At 64.7% G+C, this 26167-nt stretch carries 27 protein-coding genes and 2 tRNA genes; 14 read left to right on the forward strand and 15 right to left on the reverse strand.

Going from position 1 to position 26167, the window contains the following annotated elements; all coding sequences use genetic code 11:
- Window positions 1-87: 87 nt before the first annotated feature.
- Entirely contained in the window at window positions 88-723 is a 636-nt protein-coding gene (locus DDZ17_RS10425; protein ID WP_116366580.1) for a TetR/AcrR family transcriptional regulator, read from the reverse strand.
- Between the two features lie 216 nt (window positions 724-939).
- A tRNA-Gly gene (locus DDZ17_RS10430) sits at window positions 940-1013 on the reverse strand.
- Window positions 1014-1175: 162 nt separating this feature from the next.
- Here DDZ17_RS10430 and DDZ17_RS10435 point away from each other — a divergent pair.
- Window positions 1176-1664: a thermonuclease family protein gene (locus DDZ17_RS10435; protein ID WP_116366582.1), complete on the forward strand. Its 489-nt coding sequence runs from the start codon at window positions 1176-1178 to the stop codon at window positions 1662-1664.
- Between the two features lie 20 nt (window positions 1665-1684).
- On the opposite strand, the gene DDZ17_RS10440 is transcribed toward DDZ17_RS10435, so the two are convergent.
- From DDZ17_RS10440 to DDZ17_RS10460, 5 genes are all read right to left on the reverse strand, one after another.
- On the reverse strand, window positions 1685-2146 hold the full coding sequence (locus DDZ17_RS10440; protein ID WP_116366584.1) for a nuclear transport factor 2 family protein: 462 nt from the start codon (window positions 2144-2146) through the stop codon (window positions 1685-1687).
- A gap of 32 nt (window positions 2147-2178) precedes the next feature.
- Window positions 2179-3036, reverse strand: a complete 858-nt coding sequence (locus tag DDZ17_RS10445) for an oxidoreductase (RefSeq protein ID WP_116366586.1) — start codon at window positions 3034-3036, stop codon at window positions 2179-2181.
- Window positions 3036-4289 (reverse strand): hypothetical protein, encoded by a 1254-nt coding sequence (locus DDZ17_RS10450; RefSeq protein ID WP_116366588.1) that lies wholly within the window; start codon window positions 4287-4289, stop codon window positions 3036-3038. The genes DDZ17_RS10445 and DDZ17_RS10450 overlap by 1 nt, the downstream gene beginning before the upstream one ends.
- 21 nt (window positions 4290-4310) lie before the next feature.
- Window positions 4311-6692, reverse strand: coding sequence for a TonB-dependent receptor (locus tag DDZ17_RS10455; protein WP_116366590.1), 2382 nt, complete (start codon window positions 6690-6692; stop codon window positions 4311-4313).
- A gap of 219 nt (window positions 6693-6911) precedes the next feature.
- Window positions 6912-7877 carry a MarR family winged helix-turn-helix transcriptional regulator gene (locus DDZ17_RS10460; RefSeq protein WP_157976574.1) on the reverse strand — a complete coding sequence of 322 codons (966 nt, stop codon included), beginning with the start codon at window positions 7875-7877 and terminating at the stop codon, window positions 6912-6914.
- Window positions 7878-8010: 133 nt separating this feature from the next.
- On the opposite strand from DDZ17_RS10460, the gene DDZ17_RS10465 reads away from it, so the two are divergent.
- The 4 genes from DDZ17_RS10465 (at window position 8011) to cynS (ending at window position 12044) form a co-directional block, all read left to right on the forward strand.
- Window positions 8011-8481, forward strand: coding sequence for a type III secretion system chaperone family protein (locus DDZ17_RS10465; protein ID WP_116366594.1), 471 nt, complete (start codon window positions 8011-8013; stop codon window positions 8479-8481).
- A gap of 464 nt (window positions 8482-8945) precedes the next feature.
- Window positions 8946-9785: a formate/nitrite transporter family protein gene (locus tag DDZ17_RS10470; protein ID WP_116366596.1), complete on the forward strand. Its 840-nt coding sequence runs from the start codon at window positions 8946-8948 to the stop codon at window positions 9783-9785.
- A gap of 44 nt (window positions 9786-9829) precedes the next feature.
- Window positions 9830-11572, forward strand: a complete 1743-nt coding sequence (locus DDZ17_RS10475) for a bifunctional protein-serine/threonine kinase/phosphatase (protein ID WP_193940586.1) — start codon at window positions 9830-9832, stop codon at window positions 11570-11572.
- A 22-nt stretch (window positions 11573-11594) separates the two neighbouring features.
- A complete protein-coding gene (cynS, locus tag DDZ17_RS10480; protein WP_116366598.1) occupies window positions 11595-12044 on the forward strand; it encodes a cyanase in 450 nt (149 codons plus the stop codon).
- Window positions 12045-12120: 76 nt separating this feature from the next.
- On the opposite strand, the gene DDZ17_RS10485 is transcribed toward cynS, so the two are convergent.
- Window positions 12121-13323, reverse strand: a complete 1203-nt coding sequence (locus DDZ17_RS10485) for a cytochrome P450 (protein WP_116366600.1) — start codon at window positions 13321-13323, stop codon at window positions 12121-12123.
- Between the two features lie 11 nt (window positions 13324-13334).
- Window positions 13335-13784: a 2,4'-dihydroxyacetophenone dioxygenase family protein gene (locus tag DDZ17_RS10490; RefSeq protein WP_116366602.1), complete on the reverse strand. Its 450-nt coding sequence runs from the start codon at window positions 13782-13784 to the stop codon at window positions 13335-13337.
- A 160-nt stretch (window positions 13785-13944) separates the two neighbouring features.
- Between DDZ17_RS10490 and DDZ17_RS10495 the strand changes: the two genes are divergently transcribed.
- The gene (locus tag DDZ17_RS10495; protein WP_116366604.1) at window positions 13945-14367 is read left to right on the forward strand and encodes a YqaA family protein; all 423 of its coding nucleotides are present in this window, start codon (window positions 13945-13947) and stop codon (window positions 14365-14367) included.
- Between the two features lie 145 nt (window positions 14368-14512).
- On the forward strand, window positions 14513-15970 hold the full coding sequence (locus DDZ17_RS10500; RefSeq protein WP_116366606.1) for a pectin acetylesterase-family hydrolase: 1458 nt from the start codon (window positions 14513-14515) through the stop codon (window positions 15968-15970).
- 15 nt (window positions 15971-15985) lie between these two features.
- On the opposite strand, the gene DDZ17_RS10505 is transcribed toward DDZ17_RS10500, so the two are convergent.
- Complete coding sequence (locus DDZ17_RS10505; RefSeq protein WP_157976575.1) at window positions 15986-16657, reverse strand: hypothetical protein; 672 nt, start codon at window positions 16655-16657, stop codon at window positions 15986-15988.
- Between the two features lie 78 nt (window positions 16658-16735).
- Here DDZ17_RS10505 and DDZ17_RS10510 point away from each other — a divergent pair, with 78 nt between their 5' ends.
- From DDZ17_RS10510 to DDZ17_RS10540, 7 genes are all read left to right on the forward strand, one after another.
- Window positions 16736-17395 (forward strand): GDSL-type esterase/lipase family protein, encoded by a 660-nt coding sequence (locus DDZ17_RS10510; protein ID WP_206613519.1) that lies wholly within the window; start codon window positions 16736-16738, stop codon window positions 17393-17395.
- 206 nt (window positions 17396-17601) lie between these two features.
- Window positions 17602-18663, forward strand: a complete 1062-nt coding sequence (locus tag DDZ17_RS10515; RefSeq protein WP_116366612.1) for an agmatine deiminase family protein — start codon at window positions 17602-17604, stop codon at window positions 18661-18663.
- A complete protein-coding gene (locus DDZ17_RS10520) occupies window positions 18660-19541 on the forward strand; it encodes a carbon-nitrogen hydrolase (RefSeq protein WP_116366614.1) in 882 nt (293 codons plus the stop codon). The genes DDZ17_RS10515 and DDZ17_RS10520 overlap by 4 nt, the downstream gene beginning before the upstream one ends.
- Before the next feature lie 63 nt (window positions 19542-19604).
- A complete protein-coding gene (locus DDZ17_RS10525) occupies window positions 19605-20192 on the forward strand; it encodes a mechanosensitive ion channel family protein (RefSeq protein WP_116366615.1) in 588 nt (195 codons plus the stop codon).
- A gap of 47 nt (window positions 20193-20239) precedes the next feature.
- The gene (locus DDZ17_RS10530) at window positions 20240-21028 is read left to right on the forward strand and encodes a mechanosensitive ion channel family protein (RefSeq protein WP_116366617.1); all 789 of its coding nucleotides are present in this window, start codon (window positions 20240-20242) and stop codon (window positions 21026-21028) included.
- Window positions 21018-21824, forward strand: coding sequence for a magnesium transporter MgtE N-terminal domain-containing protein (locus tag DDZ17_RS10535; protein ID WP_116366619.1), 807 nt, complete (start codon window positions 21018-21020; stop codon window positions 21822-21824). Before DDZ17_RS10530 ends, DDZ17_RS10535 begins: the two co-directional genes overlap by 11 nt.
- Window positions 21821-23107 (forward strand): magnesium transporter, encoded by a 1287-nt coding sequence (locus DDZ17_RS10540; protein WP_116366620.1) that lies wholly within the window; start codon window positions 21821-21823, stop codon window positions 23105-23107. Before DDZ17_RS10535 ends, DDZ17_RS10540 begins: the two co-directional genes overlap by 4 nt.
- A gap of 95 nt (window positions 23108-23202) precedes the next feature.
- Here DDZ17_RS10540 and DDZ17_RS10545 read toward each other — a convergent pair whose 3' ends face one another.
- The 5 genes from DDZ17_RS10545 to queE form a co-directional block, all read right to left on the reverse strand.
- A complete protein-coding gene (locus tag DDZ17_RS10545; RefSeq protein WP_116366623.1) occupies window positions 23203-23592 on the reverse strand; it encodes a DUF2784 domain-containing protein in 390 nt (129 codons plus the stop codon).
- A gap of 77 nt (window positions 23593-23669) precedes the next feature.
- Entirely contained in the window at window positions 23670-24242 is a 573-nt protein-coding gene (locus DDZ17_RS10550) for an IPTL-CTERM sorting domain-containing protein (RefSeq protein WP_116366625.1), read from the reverse strand.
- A 263-nt stretch (window positions 24243-24505) separates the two neighbouring features.
- Window positions 24506-24581, reverse strand: a tRNA-Lys gene (locus DDZ17_RS10555).
- Window positions 24582-24691: 110 nt separating this feature from the next.
- The gene (queC, locus tag DDZ17_RS10560; protein WP_116366627.1) at window positions 24692-25375 is read right to left on the reverse strand and encodes a 7-cyano-7-deazaguanine synthase QueC; all 684 of its coding nucleotides are present in this window, start codon (window positions 25373-25375) and stop codon (window positions 24692-24694) included.
- 87 nt (window positions 25376-25462) lie between these two features.
- On the reverse strand, window positions 25463-26155 hold the full coding sequence (gene queE / locus DDZ17_RS10565) for a 7-carboxy-7-deazaguanine synthase QueE (RefSeq protein WP_116366629.1): 693 nt from the start codon (window positions 26153-26155) through the stop codon (window positions 25463-25465).
- Window positions 26156-26167 lie beyond the last annotated feature (12 nt).

The following is a 26167-nucleotide window of genomic DNA, read 5'->3' on the forward strand; positions in this document are numbered from 1 at the left end:
CGTTCTCCTTGAGAAATACTCAATTGAGGTAGGTTCCGTACTATGGAGACGGAGATTCCCTGGCGGGAAACGGTTAAGGCGCGGTATTTACCTGCGTCGGCCCCGGGCCTTCGGGTGGCCGTAATGGCCGAGGAACATGGCTACGATCGATCGGAGATAGGCATCTCGCGCCTTGTCATTGGGCACACACTCACCCTGAATCAGCTTCGGCCAAAACTCGGTTGAGGTGATCATGCCGGCAAATTCCGTGGTTGCCTGCTCGACATCAAATTGGGGAAGAAGCCCTTCCCGCTGGGCAGCTCGCATCCACTCCTCTATGGGCAGCTGCGGCTCTCTTCCGGTGATGGCCTGGCCCACCTGAAGCGGTGACTGAATGAAGCGTGACAAAACAACACGCGACAGTTTTATGAAGTCATCACTCGTCATCAGCTCAGCGTATTTGCGCCCCACCACCAAGAGCTGTTCTTCAAGTGGCTCGTCGTTGGGGGCATCCAGTTGCAGGTGTCCGCAGCGATTCACCAGTTCTTCCCGAATCGCTTCGAACAGCGACTCCTTGGAAGGAAAGTGGTTGTACACCGTACGCTTCGACACCTGTGCGGCCTCGGCAATGCGATCCATACTGGTTTCCTGAAAACCCTGTTGCTGAAACTCATCCAGGGCTGCGCAGATAACCACTTCACGCTTCCCGTGATAATGGCGCTTGGGGCTGGCTGGGCTCGACATGCTTATGAACTCCTCATTGTGAGACACAGCAAAAATATACTACACCGAGCAGTGTATATTCAAGCGTAAAAATGTCGCCACTCATGAACTCATCGCCGTCCAATGGGCTACGAATGGGTGCCCGTCTCCCGTTTATGGGGTAGAGCCCGTTTATGGGGTAGAGCCGGGGTATAAGACTAGTGGGGTAAAGCCCGCAGGATGCGCCATGCTATTGAGTGGAGCGGGTAAGGGGAATCGAACCCCTCTCTCAAGCTTGGGAAGCTTGGGTAATACCACTATACGATACCCGCCTGTGCCTGCTGCTGGCCCTGACCCTATGCACAGGGCTGGCCGGCGCAACGCAGGTTGCCTTTCTAGCACAGCCGCCATGCAAACAAAAGCTGCGCGTGTGAAATTAGCCCGCGGCGGCCGCTATGGTCTAGGCTTGTGGCAACCGCGGGAGGTTTTATCGGGTGATCCGCACAGTTGCTTTTGTTGGCCTCGCCTGCCTGCTGGGCGTGGCGCTGTTCTTCTCGCTCCCGGCCCAGGCCCGGGAGATTTCCAGCTATGCCCGGGTCAACGATGACGCGAGCCTGCGGATCAGTGGCCACACCATTCACCTGGCCGGCATACACGTGCCAGACACCGGCACCACCTGCCAGACCTGGCGCAACCCGCCGGTGTGCGGCAGCCGGGCGGTGGTTGCGCTGCGTTTCAAGATTGACGGTTTTGTGCGCTGCGAATTGCTGTCGCGCAACCGGGATCGCAGTTTCAATGGCTGGTGCCGCGTGGGGGCCAACTCCTTCGAGGACGGCGACGACCTGGCCGCCTACCTGCTGCAACAGGGCTGGGCGGTGGCCCTGCCGGATGCGTCCATCGCCTACCAGGCGCTGGAGAAGATCGCCCGCTCGCGCGGGCTCGGCCTGTGGGGCTTCCCGGTGGATAACATCATCCGCCGCTGAGCGCGGGCGGCGCAGCGTTTTCAGCCGGCCTTGTCGCCGGGGCTGCGGTAGTCATACAGCAGGTGGGCCGAGCAGTCGCCGACAAAATCCACCTGCATGGAACGCTCGCTGAACTCCCAGCGGCCATCGTCGCGGCAGCGGAACTGATCGGCGTAGCGGCCGCAGATAATCGGCTGCAGGGGCAGTGCCTCGGTGGCCTGGAACACGGTGAAGGTGCTGCGGGCTATGGCGCTGTCGCCGTTCACCTCTATCAGCACATTGGTGGTGACGTGGCGGGTGCGGGGGGTGCCGGTTTCCGGGTAAATGCGGCAGGACGCGCGGTACATGGCCAGCACTTCGTCGTAACCGCGCTGGCAGCTGTCGTGGGCCGGGGCCACGATGGCGGCGTTGCGAAACAGCGCCGCCACCCCCTGAAGGTCGCCGGCATCGATGCGCTCGGCATAGGTGTAGATGAGGTTTTCTATTGCGCGATAGGCGTCCACGATGGCCTCCTTTTATTGCGGTTATCGCAGGCTCAGCCGGCGCCCTCCTGCGGCGGATAATCCACCGACACCGAGGCCTGCTCCCAGGCGTCGAGGCGCGCAGCGGCCTGCGTCAGCTTGTCACGGTAGCTCGCCAGCAGGCCGGCCCCCAACACCAGGGTGGGGGGCGGGTCGTCCATTGTCCCCAACTGTACAAATAGTTGGGCCGCCCGCACCGGGTCGCCGGGCTGCTTGCCGTCGATGGCGGCAATCATGTCCAGGCGGCTGCCAACGTGCTCGGCGTATTCAGGCATGCGCCGGGCGCTGCGCTGCATAGAACGGCCCGACCAGTCGGTGCGAAACGCGCCGGGCTGCACACTCACCACCTGAATGTTGAAGGGCTCGACCTCCTTGCCGAGGGCCTCCATCAGGCCTTCCAGCGCGTACTTGGAGGCGCTGTAGTAGCCGGTGCCGGGGTTGGCCATCAGCCCCGCCTGGGATGAGTTGTTGAGAATGCGCCCACTGCCCTGCGCACGAAAATGCGGCAGCACCGCCAGCGCCATGTGCAGGGCGCCGAAGAAGTTGGCTTCGAACATGGCGCGCACCGCCGCGTCCTCGCCCTCCTCCACCGCCGCCACGTAGCCGTAACCCGCGTTGTTGACCAACACATCGAGCTGCCCGAAGTGGGCGATAGCCTGGGCCACGGCGGCCTCGCGCTGGCCGGCATCGGTGACATCCAGGGCCAGGCACAGGGCCGTTTCCGGCCAGCACTGGCCGATATCGGCGATAGCCTCAAGCCGGCGCGCGGTCACCGCCACGCGCGCCCCCGCCTGTAGCGCGGCCTGCGCGATTTCACGGCCAAAGCCGGTGGAGCAGCCGGTGATCAGCCATACGCTGTCTTTGGCCTCCATCACGCGCCCTCCCCGGCCAGGCGCCAGGCATAGCTGGCGGCGCGCTCGGCCAGCTGCGCCTGGCGCTCTGCAGCGGTGACCCGCGGCGCATCGGCCGGCAGGGTCTGCTCAAGCTCCGCCAGGGGCACCAGGCGCGAGCGTACGCCCACGTCGTCCCCCGCCCGGCCGCCGGCAAATTCCGCCCAGCGCAGGGTGAGTATGCCCTCGGCCATGTCGCTGGGGTCCAGCCAGTTGTGCAGGCCCGGGTCGCGCAGCGACAGCACAAAGGTATAGCTGCCGTCGCTGTTGGGCCGCGCCTGGTGACGGTTGAGGCACCCGCTGCGGGTCACAATCTCGTTGGTGGTGCCCCACACGTTGGTGATGGGGGCGATGAAGTAGTCGGCGCCGCCCAGTTGCACGTCCAGCACCAGTGCAGTGTCAGCATCGGGCAGCACAAAGTTGCCCATGATGTAGATCTGGTTGCGCAGGGCGCCGTCGCTGTCCCGGTCAATGGTGAAGCTGAATTCATTGGCCGGGCGGTCCATGGCCTGGGCGTTCCAGCGCGTGGTGTTGGTGGCCCACTTGTTCATGTATTCCTTGATAAGGGCAATGTTCTGCGCCTCGCTGCGCGGCGGGCGCGGCGGCTCGCCACCGAGGCGCTCAATGCGCAGTTCATTGGCGCGATCGCCGGCCCAGTCAAAAATCACATCGCGAATGTAGAATTCGTGGGCATCGGGCCCGGTCTGGATGTGATTGGCCCGCTCGCCCTTTGGGTCGCTGTCCACATGGATGGTGAAGTTGCCCGCCTCATCCAGCACCAGATCTTTGCCATCCAGCAGGCCCACGGTCTGCATGGTGGGGCTCCACAGGGTGAAGTAGTTCTCCACCAGCCGCTGTTCGGCCACGCGGCCAGTAATGACATAGCGCTCGTCGCCACTGATGGGAATCACCCGGTAAATGCTGTCCGGGTTGTCTATGCCCCAGCGGCTGCCCGGCACCGGCTGGCCATTCAGGCGGTGGGGCAGGCGGGTGATGGTGACCACGCGGGGGTAGAGTGGGTCCTGGTTGAGGGCCCACACCACGGCGCCAAACATCACCTCTTCAAAGGCCCAGTCAAAGCAGCCACGCATCACCTCGCTGGGCTGGGCCAGCTCCAGCCAGCGCTCGCGCACCAGCGCCTTTTCGGCGACCACGTCCGGGTGGGCAAAGTACGCCAGGGCCTCGGCTTCATGCTGCCGCTGTTCAGCGGTATCGACAGGATTATTACAGCGCATGCTTTCCTCCTTGCTGCGCAATCAGAACTGGTAGACCAGATCGACGCCGTACATGCGCGGCGCGATGAAGGAATCCACCGCAAAACCCAGGGCGCCAAAGTCGATGCCCCACTCGCGGTACTCCTCGTCGGTCAGGTTGCGTACCCAGGCCACCGCTTCCAGGGCGCCCGGGCCAAGTTCAATATCGTTCAGGCTGATCTTGCCGTTCACCAGGGTCTGGTGGCCGGCGGTGTCGTACAGGTTATTCACCGGGTGGAAGTAACGGGTGCTGTTGTAGGAGGCATCCACCTGGAACACCAGTTGGCCAAAGGAAAAAGGCGGCGCCGCGTATTCAAGGATCACGCTGCCGTTGTGTTCCGGCGTGTGGATGACCTTGGCGAAGTCGGCGATATCGACATTCTGGCTGCCCGCCGGCAGGCCGGTGACCGGGTCTGACGGCGTGGTTTCAAATTCCTTGATGTCGATATCGATGAAGCCGTAGCTCGCCTGCAGCAGCCAACCCTCGGCGGGAATAAAGGCAAGCTCCAGCTCCACCCCCACCGCGTCCTGCTTGCCGGAGTTGGCGATAATGGACGATGCCCCGTTGGAGCCCGCTTCAAACTGGGTGACCTGCTTGTCCTTGTATTCGTAGTAGAACAGCGCGCTGTTGACCCGCAGGCGCTGGTCCAGCAGGTCGGCCTTCAGGCCCAGCTCGAAGCTGGTGACGTTCTCCTCATCGAAGGGCGTGGAAAACCCGCTGGACGTGGACGCCCTTGCATTAAACCCGCCAGAGCGAAAGCCCTGCGAAACCGTGGCATAGCCGTTGAGGTCTTCGCTAAAGGCATAGTCCAGGGTCAACGCCGGGGTGAAGTTGCTCCAGCTGTCATCCGCCTCGACCTGCTCGATGCCCTCGTTGCGCTGGATGCCCGAGTTTCTCAAAAAGGCGCTTTTATTATCCCGGGTGTAACGCAAGCCCAGCGTCATCGCCAGTTTGTCGCTGAGGTCGTAGCCGAACTGGCCATAGACGGCCCAGGAATCGTTGTCGGACCCGTACTGGAAGATCGGTGTCGACAGCACCGTATCCTTGCCGAGGCAGGCGGCCGGATCGGCAAAGGTGGGGTCGCGGCAGAGGAAGGACTGGGTGGCCTGATCCAGCCCCCCGTAGGCCATGATGGCCGGGAATACAAAGGTCTGTGGGTTGTCCTCGTAGGTTTCTTCCTCGAAGTAGTAAAGGCCCAGGGTGTAGGTCAGGCGCTCTTCAAAGGCCTCGCCCAGCAGCTGAAATTCCTGGGTGAACTGATCCTGCTCATCCTCCCGAGTGGCGCTGAATAGTGAGACATACTGGCCAGCGGGAATCACTCCGCCGGTGCCGTCCAGCACGTTCACGCCATCCGAGGGAAAGGCGCCGTATTCATTGCCGGTGGTGCCGGCGTACCAGTCGCGGTAGGCGCTGATCGACTTCAGGGTCACGCCGCCCACATTCCAGGCCAGGGTCAGGGCGTAGCCGTCAATCTCCGACCAGGTATCCGGCTTGGTGGACACCGCCATGGGCAGGCCATCGAGCCGGTCTGGCGAGGCAAATTCCATGGCCTGGGCGTAGATCGGGCCGCCAAGGCCCGCCTGGTAGGGCCGCACCCACACCAGCTGGGGCAGCGAGCCGTTGCTCAGGCGGTCGGTGTAGTCATACACAAAATCCGCGGTGAAGGTATCAGTGGGTTCCCAGCGAATGGCCACCCGGGCGGAGTTGGACTTGTCCACCTCGCCCAGCATGTTGTCGGCCAGTAGGTTGTCCAGCCAGCCCTCGCGATTCCAGTGGGTGTAGCTGAGGGTGGCGGAAAAGCCGGCGTACTCGCCGGTGTCCACGGTGGTCTCGCTGCGAAAATAGTCGTAGTTGCCCGCCGACAGCTTCTGCTTGAAGCCGAAGTCATCCAGCGGCTTGCGGGTAACCAGGTTAATGGCGCCGCCGATGGCGTTGCGGCCATACAGCGTGCCCTGGGGCCCGCGCAGGACTTCGATGCGCTCCAGTTCCACCGTGTCGAAGGCGGCGCCGGATATGCGCGCGATGTACACCCCGTCCGCATACAACCCAACAGTTGGCTCGGTGAGCAGGGATGGGTCGGTGGAGGACATGCCGCGCAGGCTGTAACCGTAGTTGTCGTAGCTGCCGGGGGGCTTGCGCATGTCCAGGTTGGGCGTGTATTTGGCCACATCTCCCGCTTCGGCCACCCGCAGCCGGTCGAGGTTGGCCGGGTCAAAGGTGGAGATGGAAATGGGGGTTTCCTGCAGGCTCGATTCGCGCTTTTGCGCCGTTACGATCACTTCTTCCAGCACGCTGGCGCGCCCGTCATCAACGCCCTGGGCCAGGCCGGGCACCGCCACCAGGGCCGGCAGCAGTGCAACGATAGTGCTGTAGTTATTGTTCATATCACCACCCTCCTCACAGCGCTCTGCCACGGCGGGCGAGCATTAGTAAACTGGGTACCGCAAAGCAGATAGTAAACTAGGTATCCAAGTTTGCAAGCAGAGATTGCGCTCGCAGGGGCAGGCCGCGCGATCAGCTGACGCGCGGCGGCGGATGAAGACGAAGGTAGGGCTTAAAGTGGGGGTAGGGATGAACGCAGCAAACACAGGCGCCTGCGGCGCTCAGAACGAGCGCGCCGGCACCGCAAGGCCCAATGCGCCAATCAGGCGCGCCAGGCTGGCCTGCAGCCATTGCAGGCGGCGCGGGCCTGCCTGGGCAGCGTAGAAGGCATCCAGCTCGTCGAAGGTGGCCAGCAGGTCATCCAGAAAGGCATGGCCCCGGGGGCTGAAGCGCACTTCGCGCACGCGCCGGTCCGCCGCGCCCTCGCGCAGGCTGATATAGCCCATCCGGTGCACCGCCCGCACCTGCTTGCCCATGGCCTGCAGGGAGATGCCCGCACCCTCCGCCAGCTCCGACAGGTTCATGCCATCGAGGCGCAGGTGGGTGAGCAGGGCTAGGTGGTCAAAGCGAATGCCAGGGTGGCCGCGCGCCTCCATGGCCCGGGCGCAGCGCCGGTGGTAGTCCTGCCCCGCCAGTTGCAGGTAGCGGCCCAGGTTGTGGGACAGGTAGGCACCGCTGGCATCACGCAGGTTTTCCGGGCGCACCGGGTGCAGGGCCTGCTGGCCGCTGTGGATCACCTCGATATCCAGGCCCTGCAGAAAGTGGTAGAGGCGGTTTTCCAGTTGCTCCAGTGGCGCGGCCCCCACCAGCGCCGAGTAGCCGGCGTAAATGTGCTCGATGATGTCGCTGGAATCGCGCAGCAGGCGAATGCCCCGGGCGGTAAAGTGCACGCGGCTGGCGCGGCGGTCATCCGGGTCGGGCCGGCGTGCCACAAAACCGAGGCCAGCCACGTCATCAACAATTTTGGCCATGGCCCGGTGAGTAATGCCCGCCCGCGCCGCCAGGGTGGTGAGGCGGGTGCCCTCCAGTTCCAGGTTGCGCAGCAAGGCGCCATGCACCGGGCGAATAGTGTCGTAGCCCTGCGCCCGGTAGCGGGCCAGAATCCGTTCAGAAAAATCCCCGGCCAGGGCCACCAGGCGGTGCCCCAGATTGTCGGCCCGTGCCCTGTCCAGCGCCTGCTGTGTCAATGTGCTGCCTGCCAAACGCCCCTGCCCCGACGCTCCCTGTCTCGGCGCCAGTCTACCGCGCCCGGCCCCGCGCTGGCAGCCCGCCGCCCCCTGGCGTAGAATCGCAGCTCATTTTCAGCTCCACTCTCCCACTATGTCGTCACTGTACAAACCCGACCGCGCCCTGCTGGAGCGCTGGATGGAAGAAACCAAGGTCGCCTTTGACCTGTGCGGCGAATGCGAGGGCCTGCATGTGCGCGCCCTGCAGGCGCTGGATGGCGTGGTGGACAGCCGGGTGATCCTTGAGCATTACGGCCTGGTGTTCAGCACCGGCCTGGAAGTGCGCCCCATGGCCCTGCTGCCGCTGGCGGCGGACCTCGGCCGCATCAATATGGACTACCCCTTTCTCAAGGTCTTCCTCGACATCATCGACGACGCCACGCCGCAGCTGGTGATTGCCGGCTTTCTACCGGTGCACACCGGCCTCACGCGGGATCAGTTCGCCGCCTTTGTGGTGATGGTGATGGAGGGTACCCGGCAGCTGGCGGAAGAGTGCCTGCGCCTGGACTATCTGTTCCCCGAGGGCGACCCCCAGCGCGGTGGCCCCAGCCGGGCGCTGCACTAAACGCACCAGGCGCTGCGCTGGCCAAGCTGTACCAGCCGCGTTGCACTGACCCCTCTGTACTCGCCCCACTCTACTCGCCATACCAGTCACCAACCCCGCCCCGCTTAATCGCGCACCACCGTAGTGCAGCGGCATTGCAACGGTGCACCGCCCCGCCACAAAAGCAGCACCGGCGCGCCGCTCACGGCGCCAACTCCCCTACCAACCCCCTGAAATAACAGCGCCGGGCCGCCTGCGGCCACTTTGCCGACGCCCATTCCAGCGCTGGCACAGTGCTTGCTAAGTACTGTGTGCAAGCGAGCATCACTGGCCAGTTGGCGGCGGCTCATACAATCCGGTTTCCATGGACAACGGCGTCTACCAGCACCTGTGCCAGGGCACAGGACTGGGGCGCCGTTTTTTTGTCCCGCGATACCGCCCGCCGCCGCTGGCCGATCACTTTCACACAGTTTGGGGCACCACCTATGGCTTATCTACTTCCCTCGGAATTTGCGACCAAGATGGTCGATGCCGGCGAGGCAAAGGTTTTCATGTCCACCCGCGACACGCTGATCCGCGCCTTCATGGCCGGCGCCATTCTGGCGCTGGCCGCGGTGTTCGCCATCACCATCACCACCCAGACCGGCAGCGCCCTGCTGGGGGCGGTGCTGTTTCCCATCGGCTTTTGCATGCTCTACCTGATGGGCTTTGACCTGCTCACCGGGGTGTTTGTGCTGGTGCCACTGGCGCTGCTGGACAAGCGCCCCGGGGTGACCGTGAACGGCGTGCTGCGCAACTGGGGGCTGGTGTTTGCCGGCAACTTTGCCGGGGCGCTCACGGTGGCCTTCATGATGGCCTTTGTGTTCACCTACGGGTTTTCCACCGAGCCGGGCGAGGTGGGCGAAAAGATTGCCAGCATCGGCCACGCGCGCACCCTGGGCTATGCGGAATACGGCTTTGCCGGCTGGATGACCATTTTCTTCCGCGGCATGCTGTGCAACTGGATGGTGTCCATGGGCGTGGTGGGCGCGATGATCTCCACCCATGTCAGCGGCAAGGTGATCGCCATGTGGATGCCGATCATGCTGTTCTTCTACATGACCTTCGAACACTCGGTGGTGAACATGTTCCTGTTCCCCTCGGCGATCATCATGGGCGGCGACCTGTCCATCTACGATTACTTCGTGTGGAACGAAATTCCCACCGCCCTCGGCAACCTGGTAGGCGGTTTGGCCTTCACCGGCCTGACCCTGTACAGCACCCACGTGCGCACCGCGCCGAGCCGTGAGCAACCCGCCCCCTTCGGCCAGCCGGTGGCACACTGATCACTCCCCTGACCCACAGCGCCCCCGGCCACGGGGCCGGGGCGGTGCCCACCCCCCACCCGGGGGTGGGCATTCGCATTGGCCAGGCCAGCGAGCGCGGCCGCAAGCCCCGCAACCAGGACTGCCACGGCGCCCGGGTGCCCGCCGAACCGGTGCGTTCGCTGCACGGCGTGGCCCTGGCCCTGGCCGATGGCATCAGCCCGTCGCCGGTGAGCCACATCGCCAGCGAAACGGCGGTAAAGAGCTTTCTGGAAGACTACTACTGCACCTCCGAGGCCTGGACGGTGCAGACCGCCGCCGCGCGGGTGATTGCCGCCACCAACGCCTGGCTGTACGCCCAGAGCCGCCGCGGCCCCCACCGCTTTGAGCGCGACCGCGGTTACGTGTGTACCTTCAGCGCCCTGGTGCTGCGCGGCCACACCGCCCACCTGCTGCACGTGGGCGATTCGCGCATTTACCTGCTGCGCGACGGCGCCCTGCAACAGCTCACCCACGATCATCGCCAGTGGGTGAGGGCCGGCGAAAGCTACCTGAGCCGCGCGCTGGGCATGCTGGATCGGGTGGCGGTGGACTACAGCAGCCTGCCCCTGCGAGCGGGCGATGTGTTCCTGCTGGCCACCGATGGCGTTTACGAATACCTGCAACCGCAGCAGTTGCTGGACGCGCTGCTGGCACCTTCAGACAACCCGGATGACCTGGACGACCTGGCGAGCGCCCTGCTGCAAAGTGCCCTCGACGCCGGCAGCCCGGACAACCTCACCCTGCAGATTGCCCGGGTGGACCACCTGCCCGAGCGCGCCGGCGAGCACCTGCAGGCCAGGGCCCAGGCCCTGCCCCTGCCGCCAACCCCGCAGGCCGGGCAGTGCTTTGACGGCTACCGCATTCTGCGCGCCCTGCACAACAGCGCCCGCAGCCACACCTGGCTGGCGCAGGACGACAGCAGCGGGCAGCAGGTGGTGATCAAAACCCCGGCCACCGAGCACAGCGACAACCCCGCCTACCTGGAGCGCTTTCTGCTGGAGGAGTGGATCGCCCGGCGCATTAACAGCCCCCATGTGCTGCGGGCAGCACCCGTGAACAGGGAGCGACAGTTTCTCTACACCGCCACCGAGTACATCGACGGCCAGACCCTGGCCCAGTGGCTGCGCGACAACCCCAACCCGCCGCTGGAAACCGTGCGCGGCATTATCGAGCAGGTGGCCCGGGGCCTGCTGGCCTTTCACCGCCGGGAAATGCTGCACCGGGATCTGCGCCCCGAGAACGTGATGATCGACCGCCACGGCACGGTCAAGCTGATCGACTTCGGCGCGGTGCATGTGGCTGGCCTGGCGGAACTGGGACGCGAGGAGGACCTGCCCATCCCCGGCACCGCCCTGTACTGCGCGCCGGAGTATTTCCTCGGCCAGCCGGGCACCGCCCGCGCTGACCTGTATTCGCTGGGCATTCTCACCTACTACCTATTGAGCGGCGACTACCCTTACGGCACCGGCGTGGCCCGGGCCCGCAACCTCACGGCCCAGCGCCGGCTGCGCTATCGCAACCTGGCGCGGGACGATGGCGACATTCCCGCCTGGGTCGATGCCGCCCTGCGCAGGGCCGTGCAGGTGGAGCCGCTGAAGCGCCAGGGCGAGCTGTCGGAGTTTCTGTATGAACTGCGCCACCCCGGCAACGACTACCTGGCGCGGGAAAAGCCCCCCCTGCTGGAACGCAAACCCGTGGCCGTGTGGCAGGGCGTGGCGGTGATCCAACTGCTGATCATCCTCGCCCTGCTCTACCGGCTGCTGTAAACACCCCAAACGGAGAACCACCATGATCCGCAATCGCGACGACGTTACCCAACTCATCATTGCCAACAAGGTCAGCAAGGGCATCACCTGGGCCCAGGTGGCCGCGGCCGTGGGCCAGTCCAAGGAGTGGAGCACCGCCGCCTGCCTCGGGCAGATGACCCTCACCAAGCCCCAGGCAGAAACCGTCGGCGAGCTGTTCGGCCTGCCGGACGAGGCCGTCGCCTGGCTGCAGATTGTTCCCTACAAGGGCTCCCTGCCCAGCGCCGTGCCCAGCGACCCGCTGATCTACCGCTGGTACGAAGTGGTGAGCGTGTACGGCACCACCATCAAGGAGCTGATTCACGAGGAGTTTGGCGATGGCATCATGAGCGCCATCGACTTCAGCCTCGACATCCAACGCGAGCAAAACCCGGCCGGCGACCGGGTCAATGTGGTGCTGTCGGGCAAGTTCCTGCCCTACAAAGCCTTTTAGCGGCCTGCCATCTACCGGCCAAACACCCGTCAGGCGCCAGCCCATGGCCGCCTGACGGCCTTACCAGGCGGGCGGCTCAGGCCGCCCGCGTCAGCACCACCGGCATCTGCTTGAAGCCGTGGATGTTGTTGGAGCGGATGAACACCGGCTCGCCAGCAAGCTCGATGCCGCTGCCAAAGCTGCGGAAAAACTCTTCGAAGAACACCCGCGCCTCCATGCGCGCCAGGTTGGCGCCCAGGCAGAGGTGAATGCCGTGGCCAAAGGCCAGGTGGGGGTTGGGGTCACGGCGAATATCAAAGTCCAGCGGGCTGGCAAACACCGCCTCGTCGAAATTGGCGGAGCTGTAGAGCATCACCACCCGGTCACCCTCGGCGATTTTCTGGCCGGCCACCTCGGTATCGCAGGTGGCGGTGCGCCGGAAGTAATGGAGCGGGCAGGTCCAGCGCAGCATTTCCTCCACTGCCAGCGGCAGGCCGGTGGGGTCGTCCAGCAGCTGCTGGTACAGGGCCGGGCGTTCCAACAGCGCGTACATGCCGGAACTGATCAGGCTGCGCGTGGTTTCATTGCCGGCCACGGTGAGCTGCACGAACAGCGAGGCAAACTCCATTTCCGACACGGTGTGGCCATCCACTTCCTGGTCGATCAGCAGGGTGATCAGGTCGTCCCCGCCGCGCCCCTTGCGTTCACTGGCCAGCTCAAAGCCGTAGGTCCCCATCTCGATGGAGGCCTGGGTGACCTCCTCCGGGGTGCCACCAAGGTCCGGATCGGTGCCGGAGGTCTGCAGATCCGACCAGCGGCGAATCTGGGGCCACATGGCCTCGGGGATATCCAGCAGGGAGCAGATCACAGCGGTGGGCAAATCGCCCGCCAGGTCATCCACAAAATTCACCGGCTCGCCGGCGCGGGCGGCTGCCATCACGCCCCGGGCAATGTCCCGCACTCGCGGTTCCAGCGCCGCCAGCATGCGAGAAGTAAAGCGGGAGATCACCGCGCGGCGGATCGGCCCGTGCTGGGGCGGGTCCATGCCCAGCAGCTGGGACTGGGTCATGGTGAGAATATCCGGCGGCATGTCATCCACCATCACAAAGCCGCGCTGGGCGGAGAAGGTTTTGAAATCGCGCGATACGGCGGTTACATCGGCGTGGCGGCTCAGCACCCAGTAGCCTCCCCCGTCCGGGTGGCGGTGCCAGTAGACGGGCGCGTTGGCCCGCAGCCAGGCAAACTGTGCGTGGGGGATGCCTGCGGTGTAGCTGTCCGGGCTGTAGATATCGATATCCATCGTCATCACCGTCAGTCCGTCACCAGCACGTTGGGGCGCGGCAGGCCCTGTTCTTCGCACATGGCGTAGTAGAAGGCCAGGGTCAGCGCGCCATCCACCACCGAGGTGATAGCGCCGGCGGCATCAAGGTTGATGTTGGACCCGTACATCTGGAACCACACCCGGGTGTCGTTCTCGATGCACTGCAGGGTGTGCTCCGAGCCCGCGGGTTCATACAGGAAGGAGCCGGCGCGATTGACGTAGTCATACTCCTTGTACTTCCAGGCGCCGGAGGTGGTGTAGCCATACACCGGCCCGGTATGGCGGTGGGTTTCCACTTCGTATCCCGCCTGGAAGATATTCTCGATGATCCACAGGCCCTCGCCTGTGCGCACCTGCAGCACCTTGAGTTTGCTGCCATCGCCAATATCCACAAAAGGCAGCTCGTCCGCGCCAAAGTGCACGGCCTCGGGGGTCGTCATCCGTATTCTCCTTATGTTGTACCTGAACGACAGCACACAGACTACCGCCGACACCGGCCGATGACGAAACCACCGGCCTAAAAGATTGAGCCAGCGGCCATATCCGCGCCTGCCGCCACGCGGTTCTCAGCCGCCGGCCAAGCAGGCAGAATAGCAGCCCATGACCGCCTACCTGACCCTGTTCGGCGCCGCCTTCCTGGCCGCCACCATCCTGCCGGCCTATTCGGAACTTTTGTTCCTCGGTTTGCTGCGCGAGGGTTACAACCCCTGGGCCCTGTGGTTGTGGGCCAGCGTAGGCAACACCCTGGGCTCGGCGGTGAACTGGGTGCTGGGGCGCTACCTGCTGGCCTACCAGGATCGGCGCTGGTTTCCCTTCCGGGCGGAACGGCTGGGCGCGTCCCAGCGCTGGTTCCAGCGCTACGGCGTGTGGAGCCTGCTGTTCGCCTGGCTGCCCATTGGCGGCGATGCCCTCACCTTTATCGCCGGCATGATGAAAGTGCGCTTCGATCTGTTTATTGCGCTGACCTTCATCGGCAAAAGCGTGCGCTATGCCCTGCTGGCCGGGCTGCTGAGCCTGTTCTAGGATGCGCGCCGGCCGCGATGGGATAACCAGCCGGCAATGAAATAACAAAACAGTCTAAAGCACCGCCGAGCGCTGACTAACCTGAAGTCTGAGCCGGCGCGGGGAGTGCCCCGGCCAATAAGAACAGCCACAGCAGGAGGCAATCATGGCCACACGCACCTCATTCATCCTCGCCGCCGCCCTCGGCGCGGCCCTGGCCCTGCCCGCGGCCACCAGCCTGGCCGAGCCTGGCGACTACGGGTTTTTCAAAACACTGCGCAACCTGATCAGCCCACCCCAGGCCAATCGCCCGGTGAGCCACGGCGAAACCCAGGGCATGTACCCCCTGCAGCAGCGCCAGAGCGGGTTTAACGACGGCTTTTCACCCGGCAAGTACGACAACTGGCAGCAGGTGGATGTGCCGGTGAGCAGCGGCGCCATGTGCGGCAACGGCTCGCCCTACAAGTTCTTTGTGTACCGTGTGCCGGACACCAGCAATACCATCCTCTACTTTGAGGGCGGCGGCGCCTGCTGGGACTACGCCAGCTGCACCGGCCAGACCGGCATTCGCGGCGCCCGCAACCCCAATGGCATCGCCGATGGTTACGTGCAGAACATCAACCTGCTGGACTTCCAGAACACCGCCAACCTCGGCACGGCGGCAGCCTCGCCACTGATCTACACCCACCACCCCTACAACCAGTTCAAAACCGGCGAGTGGAACATTGTTTATGTGCCCTACTGCACCGGCGATATCTACGTGGGCGATCGCACCACGGAATACGTCAACCCCGACAACAGTAATGAGACGCTGGTGTGGCACCACAACGGCCTGCGCAATGTACAGTCGGTGGTGTCCTGGGTGCGCAACAACCTGCAGGAGCCCAAGCAGCTCACGGTGGCCGGCTGCAGCGCCGGCAGCATCGGCGCCCTGCTCAACTACTCCAAGCTGCGCGGCCACTTCGGCTCGACCTACGGCTACCTGATCGACGATTCCGGCCCGGTTTTTGAAGCGCCGCTGAACACCAGCGATACCAGCGCCTACCCCTCGGTGCCCCTGCACCAGGAGGTGCTGTCGTCCTGGACCGATACCAGCGTGATAGGCAACCCCACCGCCGAGCACCCGCTGAACATGCTCAGCGCCCTAACCCCCGGCTTCGACAGCAACCGCCTGGCCAGTCTGTACGGCGGCCTTTCCGGCAAGTTCCCGGGCGACCGCCTGGGCATTACCCACTTCCTGGCGGACGGCAATTTCAGTTCGTATTCCTACGAGCGCTTCTACCCCGACATCGGCAACGATCCCGACCCCGACTCTAAACTGAACAAGCTGCGCGCCCGGTGGCAGCAGGATACGGCGGACAACCTCATCCCCCTGCTCAACGCCACCGGCAACTGGAGCTACTATTTCCCGCTGTACCGCGACTTCAACGAAAGCCACTGCGTGTCGGTGCTGGACTTCCGCTATGGCGAAATCGAGGAACTGGGGCTGGACACCTACGACTTCATGAACAACGTGGTGAACTACCGCGGCGGGCCGCCCCTGCGAGCGGTGGAATCACTGTCCAGCAGCGACTACGCCGACAACCACGACTGGTTCTACGATCTGGTGGGCAGCCTGCTATAGCCGGCCGTCGCCGAGTCAGTAAGACGGGGGCGACTCGCCGTAGGCCGCCATGCGCGCCTCCAACAGGCGCTGGCGCAGGTAGGCCTGGCGAGTCATGCCGTTTGGAATGTCATCCATGGCGGCCACCTCGTCCATGATCTGCCGCTCACGCTGCTTGTAATCCACAAAGGCGGGGTTGCGCTCCGGTGACCCGGCCTGCGCGGCCTGCTCGGCGCGCTGGCGATACTGCGCCAGTAACTGACTGGCGCGCTGCTGGAATTCCTCTTCGCTGGCGCTGTTGCGCTCCAGCCAGGCCAGCTTCAGGTGCAGGGCTTCAAAGCCCATCACCCGGCCCTCCGCCTCCACCTGCTCGATCAGCGCCCAGGCCTCGTCAGCCGACAGTTCGCTTGCGCCCGGGTCATCGAAATAGCCGCGCAGTGTGGACTTGTCCCGCTCGCGGGAGAGATAGGCGACCACACGGGGATCGGCGAGGTCGACCGCTGGCACCACCTCGCCATCTGCTTCACCCGTTATCTTTCCCCGAACAGCAGCGGGAGTCTCTGCTGGGAGCGCCTCTTGCATCACCCGCGTTGCCGGCGAACGGGCGGCAGGTTCACTGCTCACCAGCGCCAATCGACTGGCGCCGCGCGACAGCAGAAGCACAGCCAGCAGTATCGCCACCACCAACAGCGCCATCGTCACTTTCATGAACCTGCCCCCTCATCCACCTTGATCTACTGGGCAGCTTAGACCAGCATCGCAGTTCTCACCGCACCAGGGGATTCCATGCAAACCCACACGCCGTTCCGCCTTATGCAGCGATTCTCCGGGATTCTGCTGTGCCTGCTCCTTTCCGCCTGCGCTCCAGACCCCACCGTCAACCCAATTCCCCCGGGCGCGACCGTAATGGCCTTCGGCGACAGCATTACTTTTGGCACGGGCGCTGCTGCCGGTGAATCCTACCCCGACCGCCTCGCCGCACTGAACGGCTGGCGCATGGTCAACGCCGGTGTGCCGGGAGATACCGCCCAGGGGGCTGGTGAGCGCCTGGGCGATGCACTTACGCAGCATCAACCGGCGCTGGTGATTCTGGAGCTGGGCGGCAACGACTTCCTGCGCCGGCGACCCGCATCCGCCGTGAAGGAGGACCTGCGGGGGCTGATCCGCCAGGTGAAGGCCCAGGGCATCCCACTGGCCCTGGTGGCCGTGCCGCGCTTTTCCGTGCTGCGGGCCAGTGTGGGCACCCTGGATGACGCCGCCCTCTACCGGGAACTGGCGGAAGAAGAGCAGGTGTTTCTGGTACAGAACATACTGGCGCGCATCCTCTCTGATGAAACCTTGCGGGCCGACCCCATCCACCCCAATGCCGCCGGCTACCGGCAACTGGCCCGACAGCTGCACGCCGCACTGGCCGAGGCAGGCTTTATGAATGAGGGAGCTTTGTGAATGAAGGCGGCTTGGTGAATGAAGGCGGCTTGGCAAATGAAGGTAGCATTGCGGCCGGCACTTAGGCCGTGCGGCGCAACAACAGCGCGCCAATCCCGCGCCCGAATCGTGTGGAAAACTACTGTGCAGCGGTCAGTGGCATTGCGGCAAGCCCCGCCTGTGCTACATTCCGCGCACCTTTGATTGCCACCACCGGACCCACAACCATGACGGTACGATTGCCAGCGGAATGGGAGCCCCAGGACGCCATACAATTGACCTGGCCCCACGCCGACAGCGACTGGCTCTACCTGCTGCCGCAGGTGGAGGCCCTGTACACCGCGCTGGTGCAGCACATCAGCACCGCCGCCCGCGTACTGATTGCCGCCCCGGCCGGCAGAGCCGCCGAGTTGCAGCAGCAGTTCGACGCCACCGCCCCCGGGCGGGTGCGGTGCTTTGCCGCCCCCAGCAACGACACCTGGGCCCGCGACCACGGCCCCATTACCGTGGCCACCAATGCGGGCCTGCGCCTGCTGGACTTTCGCTTCAACGGCTGGGGCGGCAAGTTCGAGGCCGCGCTGGACAACGCCCTGACCGGCGAACTGAAGCGCCTGGGCGCCTACCCCCATGCCACACTGCAGGCGGTGGACATGGTGCTGGAGGGCGGCGCCATCGAGAGTGACGGCTGCGGCACCCTGCTCACCACCGCCGAATGCCTGCTAAACCCCAACCGCAACCCCCATCTGGATCGCGCGGCCATTGAAGCGGTGCTGGCGCAGCAGCTGGGCATACAGAAGGTGAACTGGCTGCAGCACGGCGCCCTGGCAGGGGATGATACCGACAGCCACATCGACACCCTGGCCCGCCTGTGCCCGGACAACACCCTGCTTTACCAGGCCTGCGACGACCCCGAAGACGCGCATTTCGAAGACCTGGCGAGCATGGCCCGGGAACTGGCCGCGCTTACCGACGCCAGCGGCAAGCCCTACCGCCTGCTGCCCCTGCCCTGGCCCGGCGCCCAGTACGACCCGGAAGACGGCCACCGCCTGCCGGCGACCTATGCCAACTTCCTAATCTGCAACGGCCTGGTGCTGGTGCCCACCTACGCCGACCCCAACGACGCCGCCGCGCTGGCCCAGGTGCGCCGGGCCTTCCCGGGCTACCGGGTGGAGGGGCTGGATTGCCGCACCCTGATCCGTCAGCATGGCAGTCTCCACTGCATTACCATGCAGCTGCCCGCCGGGGTGCTGCAGCGCGAACAGGCCGCCGAAGGAGGGCCGCAAGCATGAGTACTTTGGTAGTTGGCGTTGTCCAGCAGACCTGCGGCGACGATACCGGCGCCAACCTGCAGCACAGCATTGACGGCATCCGCGCCGCCGCGGCCGAAGGCGCCAAACTGGTGGTGCTGCAGGAGCTGCACCGCAGCCGCTACTTCTGCCAGCAGGAGGACACCGACCTGTTCGACCTGGCAGAGGCCATTCCCGGCCCCTCCACCGATGCCCTGGGCGCGCTGGCCAAAGAGCTCGGCGTGGTGATTGTCAGCTCCCTGTTCGAGCGCCGGGCCCCCGGCCTATACCACAACACCGCCGTGGTGCTGGAAGCCGACGGCAGCATCGCCGGCCTGTACCGCAAAATGCACATTCCCGACGATCCGGGCTACTACGAGAAGTTCTACTTCACCCCGGGTGACCTCGGTTTCGAGCCCATCCAGACCTCCGTGGGCTGCCTGGGCGTGCTGGTGTGCTGGGACCAGTGGTTCCCCGAGGGTGCCCGCCTGATGGCCATGGCCGGGGCCCAGATGCTGATTTACCCCACCGCCATCGGCTGGGACCCGAACGACGACGAGGCCGAGCAGAAGCGCCAGCGTGACGCCTGGATCACCATCCAGCGCTCCCACGCGGTGGCCAACGGCCTGCCGGTGATCAGCGTGAACCGCACCGGCCACGAACCCGACCCGGCCGGCGGCGCCGGCGCCCAGTTCTGGGGCTCCAGCTTTGTCGCCGGCCCCCAGGGGGAAATCCTCTGGCAGGCCGCCGAGCACGAGGAGACCGTGGCACTGGTGGACATCGACCTGGCGCGCAGCGAATCCGTACGCCGTATCTGGCCCTACCTGCGCGACCGCCGGGTGGATCACTACGGCGACCTGACCAAACTGTATCGCCGCTGATTGCCCGCAGCACCCGATACCACCCTGCTCGCAACCCGACCGACAACGTAGGATATTTGTTCGATGAAATGGCTTTCCGTGGCGATCTGCATCCTGGCGTACCTGCTCGCCACCCGCGCCGTCAACGCCACCATTCGCCGCCTTGGCCGCCACAAAGACGTGGCCGAGGTCCGTATCAAGTACCTGGAGAAAACCTCCAACATCCTGCTGTTCGTAGCTTTTGTGATTGTGCTCTGCCTGATCCTCGGCTTCGGCTACGGACAGGTGTCGCTGTTCTTGTCATCAGCCTTTGCGGTGATTGGCGTGGCCCTGTTCGCCCAGTGGTCCATCCTCGCCAACATCACCGCCAGCATGGTGATCTTTTTCGGCTTTCCCTACCGGGTGGGCGACCAGATCAAGGTCACCGACGCCGACTTCGACCTGTCTGGCACAGTGGAGGAAATCGGCCTGTTCCACGTGCTGATTCGCACCGCGGATGGCAACCTGATCACCTACCCCAACAGCCTGATTCTGCAAAAACCGGTGATCAAACTGGACCGCGGCAACACCGAATTCCCGCAGAAAATTGCCGCCCGCCTGCCGGAGCCGGCCCCCGAGCCCAAACCCGACGCCAAATCCGAAGCAGTGGCGCTGGAGCAGCGAGCCGGTTAAAGTACGGGCTGACACAGTGAATAACGCTGGCGGGCAAGGGTCTTGTTATGACCTCGGAGCTGTTTAACCAAAACCCGGAAATCCTGGCGATTCTGATCGCCATCGCCGGCTTTGTCCTCGCCGGCCTGCTGGCCCGCCTCACCGAGCGCTGGCTGATCCACCTGGAGGCCTACCTGCGGCGCCGCGCCCGCAACCGCCTCGAAGACGTGGACCTGCGCATGCTGCGCCGCTCCCTGCGGGCCGGCGTGTACTACGGCACGCTGGTCATCTTCCTGCTGATGGCCCTGCAGGCACTGAGTATCTCGGTGGTACGCGACTGGCTGGACCGCCTACTGCAGTACATCCCCCAGCTTATTCTCGGCGGCTTTATCATTCTCTCGGGCTACCTGCTCGGGGTTATCGTGCGCAGTATTGTGGCCGGGCTGATGGGGATGTCGTCGGACCACCTGGTGCCACGCTTCGCCCAGTTGCTGGTACTGCTGGCGGCGGTGCTCACTGGCCTCGCCCAGACCGCGGTGGACATCAGCTTCCTGTCCAACGTGATTGTGATTCTGCTGGGCTTCTTCTTTGGCGGCCTGTCGCTCGCTTTTGCCCTGGGCAGCCGCCAGTTGGTGGAAAACCTGCTGGCCCGGCGCGCCCTGGACCGCTACCGCATTGGCGATGAGGTGCGCATTAACGGCAGCCAGGGGCGCATTATCGAAATGCTGAGTACCGCCGTGGTGCTGGAGGCTGAACAGGGCATCCTTACCGTGCCCACGGCCCAGTTTGTAGCGGCGGAGGTATTGCTGTTGCGGGAGGCGCCGCAGGCGCCGGCGGAGCCTGGCCATGAGCCTTGACCCGCTGGTGCTCGCTTTTGCCACCTCCCGCCCCCGGGAGTTGGCGGTACAGCTGGCTGATTGTGAACTGGCGGCGCTGGAGGCCTTTTTTGCACAACTGCCGCGCGCCACGGCGGCCACCCTGGCCGCCAATCTGCCGAGCTGGCAGCTCACCGGGCTGATGGAAACCCTGCCGCCGGCCCAGGTGGCGGGGCTGCTGGCCGATGCCGGTGCCGACGAGGCCGTGGCCCTGGCCGCCCACCTACACGAGAGCCGCTACCAGGCCGTGCTACAGGCCGCCCCTGCGGACGAACGCGGCACCCTCTACCAGTTGCTGCAGTTTCCCTCCCACACCCTGGCCGCCCTGGTCAGCAGCGACTTCATCCGGGTGGCCGAAGACACCCATTGCCACGAGTTTTGCGACGACCTGGCCGGCGCCGCCGATACCCGCGCCCAGCCGGTGCTGGTGGTGGGCCCCCAGGGCCATTACCGCGGCCTGCTCAACCTGCGCGCCGCCTTCGCCCGCAAAAATCGCAACCGCACCGTCGGCCAGGTGGTCGATAACGTGGAGCCGCTCAGCGGCCTCACCGACGCCGCCACCGCCCTCAGTTCCCGCCAGTGGGCAGACCACGCCGACCTGCCGGTGGTGGATCACCAGCAGCGCCTGCTGGGTGTTATCAGCCGCGCCGCCCTGGAGCGGGTCGCCGGCGAGGCCCGCCCCGGCGAATTCAGCATTGACAAAGTCCTCACCGAACTGGCCAGCGGCTACCTCAACACCTGCGGCCGGGTGATGGAATCACTGATCGGTCGCCCATGAACCTCGCCGACCAGCTGCGCGAATACTATGTGCGCGAGTTTCCCGCCGAGGCCGCCCGGGTGGTGGAGCGCGGCGGCGAATTGCCCGCGGGGCTGGAACAGCTGTCTGCGGAAAGCTACACCCGCCTGCTGGAGTACGCCGACCCGGGCCAGCTCAACGCCCTGTTCCTGGCGCTGGAGCCCGGCCAGCGCAGCCGCGTGCTGCAGCTGGCGAGCATTCGCACCGCCCTGCTGATTTTGCGCTCCCTCACCGAGGGCGAGCGCGAAACTGCCTTGGCCGACCTGCCCGGCGGCATTCGCAGCGAATACCGCGAACTGCTGGAATTTCCCGAGCGCACCGCCGGCCGCTATATGGATCGCCTGCGGGCGCGCTACCTGCCGGACCAGACCGTGGGCGAGGCCCTGGCGGAATTGCGCCAGTCCAAAATCAAGCGTGTGCGCTCGCTGTATGTGGTGTCCGAACAGGATGAGTTGGAGGGCCGGGTCGACCTGCAGGACATGGCACTGGCGGAGCCGGAAACGCCCATGTCGGACCTGCTGCACCCGGTGGAGGCCGTGGCCTACCTGAGCTCCACCGAGGAAGACCTGGTCAAGCTGTTCGATAACTCGCGCTCGGACTCCATCCCGGTGGTGGACCAGGCCGGCAAGCTGCTCGGTGTGATCCGCTACGCCAACCTGTTCCAGGCGGCGGAAGAGGCCGCCACCGCCGGCATCCAACGCATGGTGGGCGCAAGCGCCGACGAGCGCGCCCTGTCGCCGGCACTGTTCGCCGTCAAACGCCGCCTGGTGTGGCTGCACATCAACCTGCTCACCGCCTTCCTGGCGGCCGCGGTGGTGGGCCTGTTCGAATCCACCATTGCCCAGTTCACCGCACTGGCCATTCTGCTGCCGGTGGTGGCCGGCCAGTCCGGCAACGCCGGCTCCCAGGCGCTGGCCGTCACCATGCGCGGCCTGGCTCTGAAAGAAGTGAGTACCGTGCAGTGGCGGGCGGTGCTGTCCAAGGAAGTGAAAATCGGCATCATCAACGGCAGCGCCCTGGCGCTCACCTGCGGGCTGGGGGTGTGGGTGTGGAGCCAGTCCGCCGGGCTGGCGCTGGTGATTGCCATCGCCATGGTGACCGCCATGATCATGGCCGGCATTGCCGGTGCCCTGGTGCCAATGATCCTGTCGCGCCTGGGTCAGGACCCGGCGACCGCCTCATCCATCATCCTCACCACCGTCACCGACGTCACCGGTTTTCTCGCCTTTCTCGGCACCGCCACCGGGCTGGCATCGCTGCTGTAGCCCTTGCCCGGCGAACGCAGTATTGGGCGCTTCGTGCAAGCCTGGGTTATTGCAATCCTCGCGTCATTGAGAGCCTCTCTTAACGAAAACCTCTCTTAACGAAAGCCTCGCGGGCGCACCCAAAGCCAGGCCGCCACCACCAACAGGCCAAACAGGGAATACACCACCGCAAACACCCATTGGGGAGCCTGGACGTAAAGCGCTCGCTCCAGGTAGTGGGCGATAAACGCCCCCGAGTACACCGCATCTCCCGCCCGTTCCCGCAGGGCGACTTCCAGGTGCGTCAGCGGGCAGAGCCGGCCCAGCCAGGCCTGCACCACAACAAAGCCAATTGCCGCAACATGGGCCAGCCGAAACCAGGGGTTGCGTACCCAGCCCCAGCGGCGCCAGCCGCCCAACAGAACAAGCACCAGGCCAATGACAACAAAGGCCACGAACAGCACATGGGCCAGCAGAACAAGGTCTGCCGCAACGCGATAGAGCATGGTTCAAACCGGTGTTTCTGCACGCTTACTCTCGTGCACTCCTGACCGGCAGTGTAGCCCAGTGTGCTGGCGGGTGTTCAGCCCCGGCGACGGCGCCACCAGGCGATGCCGGCAACCCCTGCGGAGAGCAGGCCAAGGCCCCAGGCATCCAGCACCGGCACGGCCGCGGGGGTGACAGCGCCGGGTGACGGCGTCGTGGGCGGTGTCGTCGGCGTCGGCGCGGCCACCCCATTGATGGTCACAGTGAGCGTGCGGGTGAAGCTTGAGGGCGTAAAGCCAAACTCCAGCGTCAGCGTGGTGGGCCCCAGTTCCCGCGGCGTGACATTGAAGTCGAAGGTGCAGTTGTCACCACGCATGAGATTGGTGCCCACCCGGCAGGTGTTCACGCTGGTGTAACTGGCATCCACATCGGCGCCGGTTTCGGTGCCGGAAATGCGGAACAGGATCGGGTCCTGACCGGTATCGAGCTCGTTTTCCAGCACAAAACGCAGGGGAGTGGCAGCCTCGCCCACCACGACATCGCCAAAATCATGGGTCGACGGGGTCAGCACAACGTCGGCCTGCGCCGCCGACCAGGGTGCGGCAACAGCCACGGCTGCGGCAAGGGGCAGGAGGTGTTTGAGAAGGGGGGTAGGTTTGTTCGATGGCATAGCCCGACATCCTTGTTACGGTGGAATGTAACGTCTTGCGCGAAGTATCAGGGCGATGGAAGCCCGCAAAGTGGTCGCGCCAGGCGGTGCCGGCATACTAGCAAGCAACACCGGCAACAAATCTAAACAAAATGTAAAAATGAAGGGCCGCCCCTGCGCCCCCAGGCGCGATTCGGCGCAATACGACAGGACAAGGCGGTATGACAGGCACAAAAAAACCCTCGCTGGGAGGGTTCTTTTGTCGCTGCCTGAACAGCGTATGTTGGTGGGCCGTGATGGGCTCGAACCATCGACCAATTGGTTAAAAGCCAACTGCTCTACCAACTGAGCTAACGGCCCCTAAAACGGGTCGATTCGGGCAACGGTAATACGTCGCCGCGAATGAGGTGCGTATACTACTGATTCAGCACCAAAACTCAAGCCATTTTTCGGCCCGGTGTGTAGATTTTTCAGGTTTCGATGTAGCGGGTCGGGTCCGCCACGCCGGCACCGGCAAAGCCCTCCCTGCGCAGGCGGCAACTGTCGCATTTGCCACAGGCCAGGCCGCCTTCGGTGGCCTGGTAGCAGGACACGGTCAGCGCGTAATCCACCCCCAGTGCCAGGCCGGTGGCAATGATCTCATCCTTGCCCATGTCCATGAGGGGGGCATGGATGGTGAGCTTGCTCCCCTCCACCCCGGCCCGGGTGGCCAGGTTGGCCATGGTTTCAAAGGCCGCTACATACTCGGGGCGGCAATCGGGATAACCGGAGTAATCCACCGCGTTGACGCCAATGAAAATATCGCTGGCACCCAGCACCTCCGCCCACCCGAGAGCGATGGACAAGAACACCGTGTTGCGCGCCGGTACGTAGGTGATGGGGATGCCGCTGGTCTGCTCCTGTGGCACCGCAAGGCGGGTGTCGGTCAGGGCGGAGCCGCCGATGCTGTCCAGGTTAAGCCTGACCACCTTGTGTTCGACATCCCCCAACGCGGCGGATACCCGCTGCGCCGCCAGCAGTTCGGCCCGGTGGCGCTGGCCGTAGTCAAAGCTGAGGGTATAGCACTGGTAGCCCAGGCTGCGCGCCATGGCCAACACGGTGGCGGAGTCCAGCCCGCCGGAGACGAGGATTACGGCACGTTTTTCACTTTCCATGGTATTTCCAATGACTGAAGCCGCGGTTACACGCAGCGATCGAAGGCAGGTGGTGCAGTGCCGGGGCGCACGCGCGCTGCTGCGGGCTCAATGCCCCGGCTCATCGTTCCAGAGGTATTTGTGCAGCTGCAGTTGCATGCGCACCGGCAGGTTGTCCGCCAGAATCCACTCTGCCAGCTCCCGCCCCGGCAAACTGCCGTGGCTGGGGGAGAACAGCACATCCGACACTTTATCGGCCAGTTGGTATTCATCCAGCTTGAAGCGCGCCCACTCGTAGTCGGCGCGGTCGCAGATAACAAATTTGACCTGGTCATGCGGCACCAGGTGGGCGATGTTACCGTAGTCGTTGCGGTGGGCCTCTTCCGAGGCCGGGGTTTTCAAATCCAGCACTTTGACCACGCGCGGGTCCACCCCCGCTACCGACAGGGCGCCGCTGGTCTCCAGGGAGACCTCGTAGCCCGCATCGCATAACTGGCGCAGCAGCACCAGGCAATTGGGCTGGGCCAGGGGCTCCCCCCCGGTTACGGTGACATAGCGCGGCGCATAAGCGGCCACCTGGGCGGTGATGTCCGACAGCGCCATCATTTCACCGCCACTGAAGGCATAGGCGGTGTCACAGTACACACAGCGCAAAGGGCAGCCGGTGAGGCGCACAAACACGGTGGGCAGGCCCACCGTGCGGGCTTCACCCTGCAGGGAATAGAAAATCTCGGTAATACGCAGCGCCCCATCCGCGCTGGCGGAGGGGGCGCCGTCGCGGTGCGGCAACGGCTTGTTCATAGTGGGACTACT

It is taken from the genome of Parahaliea mediterranea (assembly GCF_003402235.1).
Classification (GTDB): Bacteria; Pseudomonadota; Gammaproteobacteria; order Pseudomonadales; family Halieaceae; genus Parahaliea; species Parahaliea mediterranea.

Excerpts from the sequence above, each read along its gene's own strand:
- DDZ17_RS10425 (WP_116366580.1), bottom strand. The coding sequence starts at position 723 with ATGTCGAGCCCAGCCAGCCCCAAGCGCCATTATCACGGGAAGCGTGAA.
- DDZ17_RS10445 (WP_116366586.1), bottom strand. The coding sequence starts at position 3,036 with ATGGAGGCCAAAGACAGCGTATGGCTGATCACCGGCTGCTCCACCGGC.
- DDZ17_RS10450 (WP_116366588.1), bottom strand. The coding sequence starts at position 4,289 with ATGCGCTGTAATAATCCTGTCGATACCGCTGAACAGCGGCAGCATGAA.
- DDZ17_RS10455 (WP_116366590.1), bottom strand. The coding sequence starts at position 6,692 with ATGAACAATAACTACAGCACTATCGTTGCACTGCTGCCGGCCCTGGTG.
- DDZ17_RS10465 (WP_116366594.1), top strand. The coding sequence starts at position 8,011 with ATGTCGTCACTGTACAAACCCGACCGCGCCCTGCTGGAGCGCTGGATG.
- DDZ17_RS10470 (WP_116366596.1), top strand. The coding sequence starts at position 8,946 with ATGGCTTATCTACTTCCCTCGGAATTTGCGACCAAGATGGTCGATGCC.
- cynS (WP_116366598.1), top strand. The coding sequence starts at position 11,595 with ATGATCCGCAATCGCGACGACGTTACCCAACTCATCATTGCCAACAAG.
- DDZ17_RS10485 (WP_116366600.1), bottom strand. The coding sequence starts at position 13,323 with ATGGATATCGATATCTACAGCCCGGACAGCTACACCGCAGGCATCCCC.
- DDZ17_RS10490 (WP_116366602.1), bottom strand. The coding sequence starts at position 13,784 with ATGACGACCCCCGAGGCCGTGCACTTTGGCGCGGACGAGCTGCCTTTT.
- DDZ17_RS10495 (WP_116366604.1), top strand. The coding sequence starts at position 13,945 with ATGACCGCCTACCTGACCCTGTTCGGCGCCGCCTTCCTGGCCGCCACC.
- DDZ17_RS10500 (WP_116366606.1), top strand. The coding sequence starts at position 14,513 with ATGGCCACACGCACCTCATTCATCCTCGCCGCCGCCCTCGGCGCGGCC.
- DDZ17_RS10505 (WP_157976575.1), bottom strand. The coding sequence starts at position 16,657 with ATGAAAGTGACGATGGCGCTGTTGGTGGTGGCGATACTGCTGGCTGTG.
- DDZ17_RS10510 (WP_206613519.1), top strand. The coding sequence starts at position 16,736 with ATGCAAACCCACACGCCGTTCCGCCTTATGCAGCGATTCTCCGGGATT.
- DDZ17_RS10515 (WP_116366612.1), top strand. The coding sequence starts at position 17,602 with ATGACGGTACGATTGCCAGCGGAATGGGAGCCCCAGGACGCCATACAA.
- DDZ17_RS10520 (WP_116366614.1), top strand. The coding sequence starts at position 18,660 with ATGAGTACTTTGGTAGTTGGCGTTGTCCAGCAGACCTGCGGCGACGAT.
- DDZ17_RS10525 (WP_116366615.1), top strand. The coding sequence starts at position 19,605 with ATGAAATGGCTTTCCGTGGCGATCTGCATCCTGGCGTACCTGCTCGCC.
- DDZ17_RS10530 (WP_116366617.1), top strand. The coding sequence starts at position 20,240 with ATGACCTCGGAGCTGTTTAACCAAAACCCGGAAATCCTGGCGATTCTG.
- DDZ17_RS10535 (WP_116366619.1), top strand. The coding sequence starts at position 21,018 with ATGAGCCTTGACCCGCTGGTGCTCGCTTTTGCCACCTCCCGCCCCCGG.
- DDZ17_RS10540 (WP_116366620.1), top strand. The coding sequence starts at position 21,821 with ATGAACCTCGCCGACCAGCTGCGCGAATACTATGTGCGCGAGTTTCCC.
- DDZ17_RS10545 (WP_116366623.1), bottom strand. The coding sequence starts at position 23,592 with ATGCTCTATCGCGTTGCGGCAGACCTTGTTCTGCTGGCCCATGTGCTG.
- DDZ17_RS10550 (WP_116366625.1), bottom strand. The coding sequence starts at position 24,242 with ATGCCATCGAACAAACCTACCCCCCTTCTCAAACACCTCCTGCCCCTT.
- queC (WP_116366627.1), bottom strand. The coding sequence starts at position 25,375 with ATGGAAAGTGAAAAACGTGCCGTAATCCTCGTCTCCGGCGGGCTGGAC.
- queE (WP_116366629.1), bottom strand. The coding sequence starts at position 26,155 with ATGAACAAGCCGTTGCCGCACCGCGACGGCGCCCCCTCCGCCAGCGCG.